The 14,589-nt window shown below is 55.6% G+C and carries 7 protein-coding genes and 1 pseudogene; 7 read left to right on the top strand and 1 reads right to left on the bottom strand.

Annotated elements, in window-relative coordinates; all coding sequences use genetic code 11:
- The first annotated feature begins 138 nt into the window (after positions 1-138).
- The 5 genes and pseudogenes from AYI87_RS07425 to AYI87_RS07405 all read left to right on the top strand — a co-directional run.
- A complete protein-coding gene (locus AYI87_RS07425) occupies positions 139-2,187 on the top strand; it encodes a winged helix-turn-helix domain-containing protein (RefSeq protein ID WP_186300581.1) in 2,049 nt (682 codons plus the stop codon).
- Positions 2,188-2,370: 183 nt separating this feature from the next.
- Positions 2,371-6,117: a S8 family serine peptidase gene (locus AYI87_RS07420; RefSeq protein ID WP_144201244.1), complete on the top strand. Its 3,747-nt coding sequence runs from the start codon at positions 2,371-2,373 to the stop codon at positions 6,115-6,117.
- Positions 6,118-6,186: 69 nt separating this feature from the next.
- On the top strand, positions 6,187-9,786 hold the full coding sequence (locus AYI87_RS21500; RefSeq protein WP_144200933.1) for a S8 family serine peptidase: 3,600 nt from the start codon (positions 6,187-6,189) through the stop codon (positions 9,784-9,786).
- Positions 9,787-10,151: 365 nt separating this feature from the next.
- Positions 10,152-11,057, top strand: coding sequence for a tetratricopeptide repeat protein (locus AYI87_RS07410; RefSeq protein WP_144200932.1), 906 nt, complete (start codon positions 10,152-10,154; stop codon positions 11,055-11,057).
- 115 nt (positions 11,058-11,172) lie between these two features.
- A pseudogene (locus tag AYI87_RS07405) lies at positions 11,173-11,739 on the top strand (class I SAM-dependent methyltransferase); the annotation flags it as partial.
- Between the two features lie 154 nt (positions 11,740-11,893).
- Here AYI87_RS07405 and amrS read toward each other — a convergent pair.
- Positions 11,894-12,982, bottom strand: coding sequence for an AmmeMemoRadiSam system radical SAM enzyme (gene amrS, locus AYI87_RS07400; RefSeq protein WP_144200931.1), 1,089 nt, complete (start codon positions 12,980-12,982; stop codon positions 11,894-11,896).
- A 62-nt stretch (positions 12,983-13,044) separates the two neighbouring features.
- Between amrS and amrB the strand changes: the two genes are divergently transcribed.
- Both amrB and amrA read left to right on the top strand, forming a co-directional pair.
- The gene (gene amrB, locus AYI87_RS07395) at positions 13,045-13,845 is read left to right on the top strand and encodes an AmmeMemoRadiSam system protein B (RefSeq protein ID WP_144200929.1); all 801 of its coding nucleotides are present in this window, start codon (positions 13,045-13,047) and stop codon (positions 13,843-13,845) included.
- Positions 13,823-14,398, top strand: coding sequence for an AmmeMemoRadiSam system protein A (gene amrA, locus AYI87_RS07390; protein ID WP_144200927.1), 576 nt, complete (start codon positions 13,823-13,825; stop codon positions 14,396-14,398). Before amrB ends, amrA begins: the two co-directional genes overlap by 23 nt.
- The last annotated feature ends 191 nt before the right edge of the window (positions 14,399-14,589 follow it).

The raw sequence follows: 14,589 nt of genomic DNA, 5'->3' as shown, positions 1-14,589 counted from the left end.
TAACTATTCAAGGACTCTTGAGCCAAACTCGACTCTCCCCCTATGATGATCACATAAGAATAACAATAATGTACGGACCCTCATTTAATGACCAAGCTCAGTTACCAGATAGGCGGATGCGAATTAGACTGCAAGTTAATGTCATTAAAACACGCAGACAGCAGCATAAAACTCTCCTCCAAAGTATTCGAACTCTTGATGCTCTTCATCGACAGTCCAGACAATGTCGTCTCGCGCCAACAGGCGATTGACACCATCTGGCTGGGCAACGAAGGGGTCGGCAAGAAGGGCTTCACCAACGGCATCTGGGTACTGAGAAAAACCTTTAAGGATCTGGGCATCGAAGAGGAGGTGTTTAATACCCTGCCTAAACTCGGCTATCAACTCACCCTGACAGTGCAGCCTATCGACAGCCAAACGACCCCGAGTCCGACTCGCTCCTATACACGCTATTTTCGCCATGCAGCCTTCGTCACGATCTCGCTCGTTGCTGCTCTGCTCCTTTGGCTGGGTTTGAGCGACATTTCCGACCAGCAACCCGTGCAGATCGGCCAGCTACGGCCTGTCACAAACCCAACCAAACTCAAGGTGACCAACTATGGCGGGGTCGAGGAGCATATCGCCGTGTCCCATGACGGCCAGCGACTAGCCATGCAGTGGCGAGACAACTCCCTGAGCGGCAAGATCTATATCAAGGAGCTGAGTCAGGTCGATGCGCCGCTGACACTGATCTCCTTCGAGAATAACGAAGAAGCCTCCCCCGCCTGGTCACGCTCCGATGAGAAGCTGGCCTATGTGCGTCTCGACCCGGCCGGTGGCTGTCAGGTCAGGGTGAGAAACCTTTTGGATAACACAGACCAGCTTATCGCCTCTGACTGCTTCTACATCCCCTATAAGCGCATCGTCTCCTGGTCCGGGGTCGACGACAAGCGCCTGCTCTACGCCAAGAAGATGCAGGACCGCGTGGCCCTGATGGCCTACCACTTCGACACAGCGGAGCATCAGCAGGTGAGTTTTCCCGACAAGAACGAGATAGACTACGCCCCCAAATGGCTGGACCAGGATACCCAGCTGGCCTTTATTCGCGAGCGGGCGGCCTCCAACCTACTCAGCCTGATCTTACAGACGGGGGACGGCAGTGAACGAGAGCTTATCCAAAACAGTCCCAGCATAGTCGATTTCGACTACTCGGCCCGCGAGCAGCTGTTTTACGTCAACAATCTCGACGGCGCGGCGGCCATCATCTCCCGAATTCATAAGGACGGCAGCCAGCTGGCACCGCTGGCCCAATCAGGCTTACCCAGCAGCATTAGCCTGTCTGACACAAACGCCATGCTCTATGTGACCGAACATATCTCCAAGGAGTACATCACCCAGCAGGCCTACGGTGATGGCAAGCAACTCAGGCGCATCTCCTCCTCCTCCCGCGACATGTATGGCAAGTATGCCAAGGCCACTGGCGATATCCTGTTCCTCTCCAACCGCTCCGCCCTCTGGTCGATTTGGCGCAACAACAAGGTGAGCAGTAAAAACATCACCCACTCTCTCGGTAATGTCGGCGTGCCGGCTATCTCTCCCGTAAGCAGCGACTTTGCGGTCAATATCATCACAGACACGGGCCGCACCCTCTACATAGGTAATATAGAATCGGAGAACTTTCGCGCCATCGATATCCAGGGGATCGAGGCCGATAACTTGAGCTGGTCGGCGGATGGCGAAGCCCTCTACTTCAAGGGCTTCGCCAAGGAAAAAAACGGCATCTATAAGCTGAATGTTAAATCTGGCGAGCTTGAAAAGATCACCCAGCAGCAAGGTGTCTACGCCATCGAGGGTCAGGATGCCAATCATCTCTATCTGTCCAAGTTCGACCAGAATGGCATCTGGCACCTGGATCGCACCACGAACCAGATGACGCTGATCACCGACAAGTTAGCCAAGTATGACTATGGCGCCTTCTATTATGAGCAGGGCTATCTCTATTTCTTGAGCCGTGACGCCGAGCACGACGCCATCATGCGTATCTCTCTTGCCGACAAGGACCACAAGCCTGAGTTAGTGCAAAGTTTTGCCCCAGATGCGGTGCGCAAGTTTTTTGGCCTCTCGCCGGCAGATGGCCACTCCTTCCTGGTCACCCTAAAACTGGCCAACGAGGCCGATGTCTTCGGTTATAAGCTGGTGACAGAATAGATTTAACTAATTGATCTAATTTGGATTAGATTTTTTTAAGAGATAAAAAATACCCTCATAGAACAAAAAACGGCGAATAATCGAGACGCCCTTCGTTGTGCCTAGGTAGCCTTCACGTTATTAAATTGTTGCAGTCATGCATCGTTGACTCAACAGCAAAAAATATAACAAGAAGGAAAGGACATGAAATTTAACAAATGCACCCTAGCATTATGCGTCTCGACCGCCATTCTCTCAGGGGCCTTGCAGGCCAAGACAGAATCGGTCGTGGCTTTCGGTGCCGAGCAGGCACAGTCCAAGGGAACCTACACTTTCTCTTTAGCACACGCAGAGAACAGGTCTAGCGAGCTGAAACTGGACACTCAGCAGGTACTCAAGCAACAAACAGAACTTCTAGCCCAAATTAAGGCCATCGACCCACAAGCTCGTCTCGTGGGCAGCACTCATCTGCTGGCGAATACCATCACGCTGGAAGTGCAAAGCAGCGCGCTAGCAGAGATCCGCAAGTTGGATGCCATAGCCCAAACCTTCTACGGTCAACAGCTGCAAACCGCCAAGCAGGCTCCAAATAATCATCAGGTAATGAATACTTCACCTGCCGAAGAGATCAGCCTGATGACGCCCTACATGGGCAAAGAAAACGCTGGCAAAGGTGTCAGCGTCGCCATCATCTCGACCGGTATCGACTATACCCTACCTATCTTTGGCGGCTCTGGCGTTTATGGCGAAGATAACGACCCAGAAACGCCACCACCAGCGGGAAGCTATCTAGAAGCCCTCGAAAACGGCGCCATCGAATACAGCGGATTTCCAACTGCTGTGGTGAAAGGCGGCTGGGATTTCTCTAGCGAGAACTATGGCAACGACGCCAACCCAATCGATCAAAACTTAAGTTATGAATCCTACAACGGCTGGGTCTACCCAACAGGTATGGGTACGGAACTCGCAAGTATCGTGCATCAGCTCGCGCCAGGCGCTGAACTACATGCTTACAAGATCTACAACGTTTCGGAAAATAATGGCTGGGTATCGGCTTCAGCACCGTCGCTGGATAAGCTCGTCTCGGCGATGGAGCACATCATTGACCCTAACCAGGATGGCGACACCAGCGACCATCTGGATATCGCCCTGATCGACGCGGCAGGCGCGGGTGCCTTCTTCGACATCGATGGCAACGCCTCTCCAAGCCTGATTCAGATGCTGATTGAGCAAGCCTCAGCACAAGGGGTAACAATAGTGACTCACGCGGGAGACCTGGCAAAATACTCGCTATTTGGCGATGCTGAAGCCAAGCACCGTAACTGGATCTCTGCAGAGGGAAGTTCAACTTCGGCAATCACCGTGGGTGCGGTCAACTATGCCGACGATGGTGAGACCTTGATCATTCCAGACTGGGCCCCTATGGGACCGGTTCGTGGTTCTCAGACTCTTAAACCTGAAATCGTCACACTAAGCGACAACCAAACCGTTGCTAAGATCTCTAATGCTGATGAAACAGCACCTAGGCTGGGTAGCCGCTCAGGCGCGCTGACAGGTGCAGCACGTATCGCGGCGGCGGCAGCCGTGATCAAGAGCGAGTTCCCAGGTTTCGGCCCTGCAGAGATCAAGGCTATACTCGCTAACACCGCTGATGTAAGCGCCGTTCTGGAAAGCGATGGCATGACCCCGGCTGAACTTTATGCTATGGGTCACGGCATGGAAAACCTAGAAAACGCCGTTGCTTCACCAATTGTGGCCTGGGAAACCAGCAGCAATCAGCCTTATGTGCAGTTTGGCATGCATGAGGTGGAACAAAGCAAGACGCTACATAAGCGCATCACGTTAAGAAACGTCTCAGATACCACCCAGACGTACCAGATCGCCTACAAGATGAATGGCGAAAAAGCGGCTCACGAGGCGCTCAGCTTCAGCATGGCAGAAAGCGTGAGCATTCCCGCCAACTCTAGCGTGGTCCTACCGATCACTATCACGGTCGATGGCAGTAAATTGCCACAATGGCCGCTGATGAGTACCGGTGACCACACCGATGCCAATCTGAAAGCCACCGAACTCAACGGCTACATTAACCTGACTTCAGAATCCCACCCAGAGATCAATTTAGGCTGGATGCTAAAGGCACGTAGCAGCACCCATATCACTCAGCGTCCAAATGCTATCGAGTACCCCAACTACCTCGGCTACAACTCGGATCTCGGAAAAATAGAGTGGGCACACCTGAACTGGGGCCGCGAGCTGTACCCAGACACTGAGAATGGTTCACTGAACTATCAGGGTTATGTGGCGTCGTTCGTTAACGAATCTGATACGCCAACCACCTATCAGGCTTACCCGTTACTACTGCAAAACCCAAGCTTGCCAGAGGAGCTACAAGGCCTAAAGGGACACATGATAAAGGCCGTCGGTGGAGCTATCTATGACGATGCTCAGTGTAGCGTAACGGGTAAAAAACTGAACATCGCCGTCAGTCTGCACTCACCTGCCGATGTTGCCTTAGCGAACTTCTTCGACCGCGGTCCACGCCTGTTTACCTATGACCTCTTCTATGAAGCACTGGTGAAGGAAAATGGCTGGGATGAGAGTTTCGAAGGTGCTTATATCTATGACGAAGCCCAACGCGTCAATCAACCTTTCGTGGCGCTCAATGATAAAGGTCAGCCGACCACCTATGTGATCGACTTTAACCTGCCTATGGACTATTCAAACCCGAGTGCACGTTATAAGGAATCATCGCTGCCAACGTTCTTTGCCAATAACGGTAAGAATGTTGTATCACAAGTCTGCTTAGAAGATATGTTTCACCATGAGCTAGATAGCGTCGAAGATTTCGACCAAAACTTCGGTTTCCATATCATAACTGACCGTCATACAGGTAAGGCTCAATACGAGCCGATCACTCAGTTTAACCCCATCAAAGGCGGTAGCTATACCGTAGAGCAGTCTTGCTACATGGATTGGTTCAGTGGCGAAGAGGTATGTTCTGATACCGTATTCGACCGCTCCGTTAAAGTGGGTTTTGCCGCAATGGAAGAGGGCAAATCAGCCGGTGAGCTGGATTATCAGCAGACCTTTACCGCACAGCCTGGCGAGGAAGTTTATATCGCCTCTGTCGGTACCTCGGAAATGGGCGGCTTCGGCCAAATTCCAGAGCCTAAAGGTTTCATGGTCGTCAGTCTCAACGATGACTTCATGCAAGTGGGCTACAACTCTTTCATCGATGACGATGGCTCAATCATCGCTAAGGCGCAGGCTGGACAACACTTCCAAGTCGAAGAAAATGCCGAAATGGGTACGGTTGTGGGCAGAATTGAGCTGGACACCCAAGGCTTCTTCACCTCAGGCTCAGACAAATACACTGCATTTGAACTGCTTATCAGCAATACACTGATCGGTACCCCATTTGCCATCAATCAAGAGACTTTCGAGCTGTATGTGGTCAACCCTGATGCGCTCGACTTCGAAAACAACACTGAGTTCGAAGTGAAGGTTACACCGAAACGCGGCCAAAGCATTGGTGAAACAGAAACCCTTACTGTCTCGGTTATTGATGTCAATGATATGGCACCACAGGTCAATGAAGCTGTGGCCGCATCTCTGTCGGTACCAGAGCTCATCTTCAAGTCTGGTTCATCGGCAAACTTCACCTTAGATATTGCCGGCCTGTTCAACGAGGCTGAAGGCAATAGCCTGAGCTACCAGGTCGAAGGCAGCGGCTTCTCGGCGCTGTCTGTTAACGGCACCGAAATCACAGGTCAAGTGGAGAACGAAGGTAGTCACATGCTGACCATCATCGCCTCTGACGGCGTGCATCAGGTCACTCATATGCTAGAAGTCGAAGCAAGCTTTGAACCTGAAAGTGATGGTGGCTCACTAGGCTGGATGTCGCTCATCCTGGGTACCTTGGCGCTAGTTCGTCGTCGCACTTCACGCTAGTTAGCAACCCCCTTGTGGGATAGTCGGTAAAACGGCTATCCCCCATTTCACAACCCTTTAGGTAATCAAATGAAATCAAGTCGTAGAAATTTGTTACTGAGTGCACTCTCGGTTGCCATCGCCAGCGCTTGCTATGCCAACCCTGGCGCCGCAGGCTTTAGCGATGATACCAAGCCATTGCAAACCATTATTCCCGGCCAAGAAAAACTCAAACTCGAACGCGCCGATAAACAACGCAGCGACGGCATGTACTTCGTCCGCTTCAAGGAGGCCCCGGTCGCCAGCTATGATGGCTCGCTGGCGGGCTTTGCCGCCACCAATATCCAAGTCAACCAATCAAACAAGCGGGCATCTGGCCTGCTGAACAGCCAGTCTAAGGCCAGCCTGCAATACAGAGGCTACCTGAAACAGCAGCAAGCCAAAGCCAAACAGAGGCTAAACGGCAAGCTCAAACGTATACTTACCCCAACCCAAGAATACCAGCTGATCGTCAACGCCATGGCGGTAAAGCTTAAACCGGGTGAGGCCGACATCATAGCCAAAGACCCTGCGGTTCTGAGTGTCGAGCCCATAGGCCTACACTTTATTCAAACCTCCACTGGGCCCGAATTTATCGGCGCCAAGCACGTCTGGCAGGGCGATGAAATCGTCGAGGCTACAAAAGGGGAAGGGGTAATCGTCGGCGTGATGGACACAGGGATCAACGCCAATCACCCCTCCTTTGCCGAGGTGGGCGCCGATGGCTACCAGCACAAGAACCCGCTAGGCGACGGCCAATACCTGGGGGATTGCCAGCAGTATAGCCAGTTTTGTAACGGCAAACTCATAGGCATCATCAGCTATCCCGAGCTTATCCAACATCGTCAGGACACGGCCGACAGCCTGGACGATCCCGCCTTTGATGACCTCGCCAACAAGGTCAAGGTGGGCTATGACTTCAACGGCCATGGCTCCCATGTGGCCTCTACTGCGTCGGGCAACATACTGCACGACGTCAACTTCTACCTGCAGGTGCAGGAGGAAGATGGCACAATCATCGCCGAGAAGAGCGCCTTCGAATTTGACGCCATCAGCGGCGTGGCCCCCCATGCCAATTTGGTGTCCTACCAGGTGTGTGACGACGCCGGCTCCTGTTATCCGGAATTTACCCTCAAGGCGATTGAACATGCCATAGAAAACGGAGTACAGGTGCTCAACTACTCTGTGGGCGGCTCGGCCAAAGACCCTTGGTCCTCCATCGACGCCGAAGCCTTCCTCAACGCCCGCGAGGCGGGAATTCATGTGGCCGTGGCCGCGGGTAATGCGGGCCCAAGCGCCAGCACCATAGGTTCGCCGGGCAACGCCCCCTGGGTGACGACGGTCGCCGCCTATACCCACGACCTCGAGTTTAAACAGAAATCCCTCACCAACATGAGCGGCGGCGAGACGCCACCCGGCGACATGATGGGCTTTGGCGTGACCAAAGGGGTGAACGGCAAGGTGGTTCTGGCGGCCAGCGTCGATTCTGACAACGCCCAGTGCACCGACCCTTTCGAGGCCGGCAGCTTCGATGGTGAGATCGTCGTCTGTGAACGCGGAACCAACGCGCGGGTGCGCAAGGGGATCAATGTTAAAGAAGGCGGCGCCGGCGGCATGATCTTGATAAACATGCCTGATGGCATAGATTCGCTGCACAATGACAACCATGTTCTGCCTGCCATTCAGCTTAATGCCGCCGATGGCGAGCGTCTGACCCAGTGGCTGGCCAGCGGTGAAGGTCACCAGGCGACAATTGAAGCCACAGAAACCACGAGAAACGCCAGCCTGGGGGATATCGCCGGGGTCTTCACCTCTCGCGGGCCTAACCTGCCCTATCCCAACATCTTCTCGCCGGATATCGCCGCGCCCGGGGTCGATATCTACGCCGCCAACGCCGAAGACAGGCTGTTCGAGGGGCAGATTGGCCATATTCCATTCGCCAGCTTGTCCGGCACCTCTATGGCCACGCCCCATGTGACCGGCGCCTATGCCCTGCTCAAGGCCGCGCATCCAGACTGGACACCGGCTCAGGCGCAATCGGCCTTTATGAGCACCGCCCATCAGACCACCTACAAGGACGATGACTATGATGGCACTCTAGAACGCTCCAACTTCTTCGATCAGGGCGCGGGCAGCCTGCGTATCAACCAGGCATTAAAGGCAGGCCTGCTGCTGGATATCGACAAGGCAGGATACCTGGCGGCTAACCCTGAGATGGGCGGCGATCCCAGTGCACTCAACACCAGCTCCATGGTGCAAAACCAGTGTATCTCCAACTGCAGCTGGACCCGCACCGTCACCGCGACCCAGGCCAGCAGCTGGAGCGCCGAGTATGAATATCTCAACCCAGGCTTCACCCTGGAGGTGACCCCATCGAGCTTCTCCCTCAACGCGGGGGAATCTCAGGTGCTCACCATCAAGGCGACCGCCAACATCAACCTGGTGGATGAGTGGGTGCACGGCTACATCAAGCTAAACAATGCCGACACCAGCATGAGCGACACCCACCTGCAGGCCACCATAGGCTTCAAGGCGGGCCAGGTGGCCGAGGAAGTCTCTGCCGAGATGAATAATGTCGACAACCAGCTGGTGATCGAAGATATCTTCACCTCGGGCAGTAATGCTCTCCAGGTCAAGGGCTTCGGCCTGTATAAGGCGCAGTCCTTCACCGGCAGCGCGATTGGTTCCTCTAACGATGCCGAGCGTGGCAGCCCACACTCGAATCCTGAAGTGATCTTCAGCGTGCCCACCGTGGTCAAGCCCTACACCAAACGCCTGGTGGTCGAAATAACCGATACCACCTCACCCGACATGGATCTCTATGTCGGCATAGATGAGAACGGTGACGGCATGCCTGATGCCTATGAGATGTACTATTCACTGCTCTGTCTGAGTGGCGAGGTAGACTCCAAGGAGCGCTGCGTCCTGGAAAATCCGCCAACCGGCAACTATTGGATATTTGCCCACAACTATGAGGGCAGGGTCGAGGATGAGGCCGACGAGGTGACTCTGGAGATCACTCACGTGAACTACAGCAACCAGGCGAGCTTCGACATCACGGCGCCAAGTCAGGTGGCACAGGATGAGCGCTTCGATGTGAGCCTGTCGGTCAACGGCTATCTGGATGACAGCCTAAGTCTGCGGCCGCTTGAAGCCGGCGAAACCTACTATGGCCTGCTCGAGATGGGCACCACAAGCGAGCTTAAGCGCAACATAGGCGCCACCCTAATCAAGGTGAAAGGCCTAGAGCCGGTTGAGGTGCCGCAAAACACCGCGCCCGTGCTGGCCAACCCGATTGCCGACCTTGAGACTCAGCTAAGCGAACAAGGCAGCGCAGTGGTCAGCCTAGATCTCAGCCAGGTCTTTAGCGACGCCGAGGGCGATACCCTCGAGCTGTCGGCGACGGGTGTCGAAGGGCTAACCTTAGATGGTACTCAGCTTGAGATGAACTTTACCGCCAGCGGCGAATACCCAATAGTCATCTCGGCCAGCGACGGGGAACTCAGCACAGAGACGCTATTTACCGTCACTGTGACAGCGGCGCCGATAGTACCTGTAGAGCCACCGAGTGAATCGAGTGGTGGCGGCAGCCTGAGTTACTTCGCCCTGCTACTGCTTGGTCTCTCAGGCCTTAGACGCCGCCAGCGCTAATGGCGAGTGGTGACTAACACAGTCGTTTAACCAACCACCGGCAACAGGGACGTTTGCCGGTTTTTTTAGCTCATCCTATTTCCCCAACACCGAATCTCCTCTCTCCTCTCTCCTCCTCTCGGCGGTAAACATCAACAGTCATCAGCAAATTCGGTGGCTAACTCATCAAATCGCTCAGCGACTAATTCACCAGCAAATTCACCAGCAAATTCACCAGCTAATTCACCAACTAATTCACCAACTAATTCTCCACCAAGTTCGGCAACTAATTCGGCTACAGATTCGCATAGCCATCGATATCTTGTTAGTGTGGTAGCGCGGCATAAGTGCCGGATTAGATATGATTACTGCCAAAGGACTCTGTTATGTTACGTTCGTTGACCGTTTGCCTGCTGTTACTCCTCGCCCCCGTCTTTCATCTCGCCGCCGCTCAAGCGCCTGCGGCTCAACAAGAACCTGCGGCTAAGCAACAAGTGCCCTTAGAGTCCTTGCCCCACTCCCAGACGCCTATCCTCGACCGTCCCCTGGTGGAGCGTTACATACTGGATGAGCTCAAGGCATTGAGGATGGAGCAGCAAGATCTCGAGCGCCGCATGACGGTGGAGATCACCGACCGAGAGCTGGCGGTGGCCGACAAGTCGCTGAACTATGCCAACGTGACGGTTACTTACTTCTTCTACATCATCGCGGGTGTCGCATCCTTGATCGCCTTCATCGGCTGGCAGTCCCTTAGGGAGATCAAGACCAATACCGCCAAGCTGGCGGCCGAGCAGTTGCAATCCATCACAGAGCAATACGAGGAGAAGTTTAAGGTACTGGAGCAAGACCTTAAGCGTAAGAGCCGCATCATCACCAAGAACAACCGCGAGATCGAGATCATCAACGAGATCCACACCCTCTGGCTACACGCCCAAAGTGCCCAGACCCCGGAGCAGAAGATCGCCGTCTATAACGAGATCCTCACCATACGCCCGGGCGACCTGGAGGCCATGACCTACAAGGCCGACGCGGCCATGGAGATGCGCGAGTTTAACTGGGCGCTGAGCCTATGTAACCGGGTGCTCGAGGTCGACGGCAGCAACGCCCACGCCCTCTATCAACGCGCCTGCGCCTTCGCCTGTCTGGGACAGGAGGAGCGCGCCCTGTCGGATCTTGAGCAGGCTATTGAAAACAGCGTCTCCTTCAAGGAGGTGGCCGCCAACGAGGATGACTTCAGCAACCTGAGAAGCAACCCCAGGTTCGACATACTGATCTCCTCCAGCGAGAGCTAACTGACGCTGGACACTTGCAGAACTCACCTCCCTAGCGCTAAGCGGCGCGGGTGTCCCTTTTCGCCGCTAACGCCCATACTTAAATAAGCCATTCATCATATGCCGCCGTGAGCCTATGGGCGCGGCGTGTGAACGGGAGGCCGATATGTCACGTATCATCGCCTACTGTTACGACAGCTTCATGCGCGGGCCCGAGCAGGCCTGTCTCATCGACTGGCGCCGTAACTTACTTAGCCAGGTCAGCGGCCAGGTGCTGGAAATTGGTGCCGGTACCGGTGCCAGCCTGCCACTCTATCCGAAACGCGCAGATCTGGAGCTGGTGCTGACCGAGCCCGATGTGGACATGATGCGCCTCTTGGAGAAGGCCGTCGCCGAACTGACAGATAGCCATATCACCTTGCTGGACTGCCCGGCAGAGTCCATCGACAGTGGGGATTCGAGCTTCGACTGGGTGTTTGTCTCCCTGGTGTGCTGCACAGTCCACGACCTGCCCGGGACACTGGCGGAGATCTGGCGGGTACTCAAACCCGGCGGTCGCCTGCTATTTCTCGAGCATGTCGCGGCCGAACCAGGGACTCGCAGGCGCCGCTGGCAAGACAGACTCAACTTCATCTGGCGCCGTATCGCCGGCAATTGCCACCTCAACCGGGAGACGGAGGCGCAGATCCGCCGCGCGGGCTTCGAGATAGAGTCGATCACCCGAGAGAGCATGCGCAAGGCGATGCCCCTGGCCAGGCCGACGATTCGCGGCGTAGCGCTCAAACCCTTAGCCTCATCTAAGCCCTATCTAAGCCCTAAGCCCCATCTGAGCCACAAGCACCTCTCAACCATTCACCTCAGTCGCGATGGATCCGCACCGCGATACGCCGTGCGCCAAAGTCTTCCCGCACCCTGGCGAAGCGTCCCGGCAGCGGCGCGCCGCAGTATCGGCAGGCGCCGTGTTCGTCCAGCGCATACTGCCCGAGCTGATACCAGTCACGCTCGATCAGGCGTTTGTGACAGCTGGCGCAGTAGGTGGCGTCGGAATCTGGGTCATGCACATTGCCGCAATAGACATAATGCAGGCCGTGGTTGAGGGCGATGCGCCGCGCCCGTTGCAGCGTACTTAGCGGTGTCGGCGGCCTGTTGAGCAGCTTAAAGTCGGGGTGAAAGGCGCTGAAATGCAGCGGCACATCTGGCCCCAGGTTTTCCACCAGCCACTGACACATGGCATTGAGCTCCTCATCGCTATCGTTCTCGCCGGGGATCAACAATGTAGTTATCTCAAACCATACTTGGGTCTCATGCTTGAGGTAGAGCAGGGTCTCGAGCACAGGTTGCAGCTGGCCGTGACAGATCTTGTGATAAAACGACTCGCTAAAGGCCTTAAGGTCGATATTGGCCGCGTCCATATACCGATAAAACTCAATCCTCGGCGCCTCACAGATATAGCCTGCGCTCACCGCCACGCTCTTGAGCCCAAGTTCATGGGCCGCCTGGGCGGCATCGATGGCGTACTCCATAAACACCACAGGATCGTTAAAGGTAAAGGCGATGCTCTTGCAGCCGTGGCGACGTGCGGTGGCCGCCAGCTCGTCTGGCATGGCGCTGTCACACAGGGTATCCATCTGGCGCGATTTACTCATGTCCCAGTTTTGACAGAAGAGACAGCTCAGGTTGCACCCGGCGGTGCCGAAACTGAGCACGCTTGAGCCGGGGTAGAAATGGTTCAGCGGCTTCTTCTCGATAGGGTCGATACAGAAACCCGAGGAGCGACCATAGCTGGTCAGCACTATCTCGCCTTGATGGTGCATGCGCACGAAGCAGGCGCCGCGTTTGCCCTCGCGCAATGTGCACTTGCGCGGGCAGACGTCGCAGCACAACCGCCCGTCATCCAGGGCATGCCAATATTGGGTCTGAAAGTATGCCGGTGGTGCAGTTAACATGGGAGTTTGCCTGTCGTTGACCTACACTGAAAGTATAGTTGACGCCCTGCTAGGGGAGAGAGATGAAGTACCGACAAGCCGCCGTCGCCGGGCGATTCTATCCGGCCGAACCAGGACTACTCACACAGCAACTTACCCACTATTTCGGCCAGGCTCCCAGCGTTCACATTATCCCTAAGGCCCTCATTCTGCCCCACGCCGGTTATCTCTATTCCGGCGAGGTGGCCGCCAAAGCGGTAAACCTGCTGCGCAACCACCCAGACGGCTATCGGCGCGTCGTCCTGTTAGGCCCCAGCCACTATGTGGGCCTCAACGGCTGCGCCCTGCCCCGCAGCGACAGTTTCATCACCCCCTTGGGAGAGATCCCCATCGACAGAGTAGGCATAGAGCTGCTGCTCAACCGCCGACTCGCTATCGCCTCCGACATGGCCCATCAGAGAGAACACGCCCTGGAGGTGGAACTGCCGCTACTGCAATTCTGCCTGGACGACTTCATCCTGCTGCCCGTGGTGGTGGGCGGCGCCGGCCCAGAGGCGGTGTGCCAGCTGATCCAGGCAGTCGCCGATAGCGATACCCTGATCGTGGTCAGCAGCGATCTCAGCCACTACCACCCCTATCTGGATGCCAACCGGATAGACACAGACACCCGCAGCCACATACTGGCACTCGACCCACACCTGGCGCCGGAACAGGCCTGTGGCTGTCATGCCCTCAACGGCCTGCTGGCCTATGCCAAGTTAATGAATTGGCAGATAAAGTGCGTTACCCACACCAACTCGGGTGACGTGACCGCGCGCGCCCAGGCCCGACGCCCGAGGGATGATGAGGAGGTGGTCGGCTATGCCAGCTTCGCCCTCTATTGAACTGACCGCCAGCGACAAGGCCTGCCTGCTGGATCTGGTATGGCAGGTGATAGATGCCGGGTTAACACAGGGGGGATTGATGCTACCGAATGCTCCCGAGAGTGAGGCCCTGCTCACCCCGGCCGCCTGTTTCGTCACCCTGCACCAGGGCGGTGAACTCAGGGGCTGTATCGGCCGGGTAGATGCCTGCGAGCCCCTGTGGCTGTGCGCCTGTGAAAACGCCTATGGCGCGGCCTTTAAGGACCGCCGCTTCGGCCCGCTGCGAAGTGAAGAGCGCGAGTCGCTCACCTTAGATATCTCTATCCTCTCGCCGCTGACTCCTATGGAAAACCAGGGGGAAACCGCCTTGCGCTCCAGCCTGCGTCCCAACATCGACGGCCTACTCATGGATGACGGCCACCGCCGCGCCCTGTTTCTCCCCTCGGTATGGCAGAGCCTGCCAGCCCCCAAGGACTTCGTCGCCGCCCTCAAACAGAAAGGCGGCTGGCCCCAGGATTATTGGCGTGACACCATCACGCTGCATAGGTTTACGACCCAGGTCATTGCATCATGACCTTCGGCGCTGCTTTGGCCAGGTAGCAGTTGGCATAGGCTTGGGATTTGGCATAGGTTGGGGATTTAGCACCTGGCTGATTGGATACTCGGCATGGGTGTTGTAGGTCATACCTTCATTCTTACCTATCGCCTGCCCGGCGGGGATGGAGGTACATTGTATTTAATGTGTGAAAAATTGGTATTAGCGCA

The organism is Shewanella sp. KCT (genome assembly GCF_007636505.1).
Taxonomy (GTDB): Bacteria; Pseudomonadota; Gammaproteobacteria; order Enterobacterales; family Shewanellaceae; genus Shewanella; species Shewanella halotolerans.
Note: the sequence above shows the minus strand (reverse complement) of the source record. Positions and strands in the feature narration are given on the sequence as shown.

Bases quoted from the DNA above. Each gene is read 5' to 3' on its own strand.
- AYI87_RS07425 (WP_186300581.1), top strand. From the start codon at position 139: ATGTCATTAAAACACGCAGACAGCAGCATAAAACTCTCCTCCAAAGTA.
- AYI87_RS07420 (WP_144201244.1), top strand. From the start codon at position 2,371: ATGAAATTTAACAAATGCACCCTAGCATTATGCGTCTCGACCGCCATT.
- AYI87_RS21500 (WP_144200933.1), top strand. From the start codon at position 6,187: ATGAAATCAAGTCGTAGAAATTTGTTACTGAGTGCACTCTCGGTTGCC.
- AYI87_RS07410 (WP_144200932.1), top strand. From the start codon at position 10,152: ATGTTACGTTCGTTGACCGTTTGCCTGCTGTTACTCCTCGCCCCCGTC.
- amrS (WP_144200931.1), bottom strand. From the start codon at position 12,982: ATGTTAACTGCACCACCGGCATACTTTCAGACCCAATATTGGCATGCC.
- amrB (WP_144200929.1), top strand. From the start codon at position 13,045: ATGAAGTACCGACAAGCCGCCGTCGCCGGGCGATTCTATCCGGCCGAA.
- amrA (WP_144200927.1), top strand. From the start codon at position 13,823: ATGCCAGCTTCGCCCTCTATTGAACTGACCGCCAGCGACAAGGCCTGC.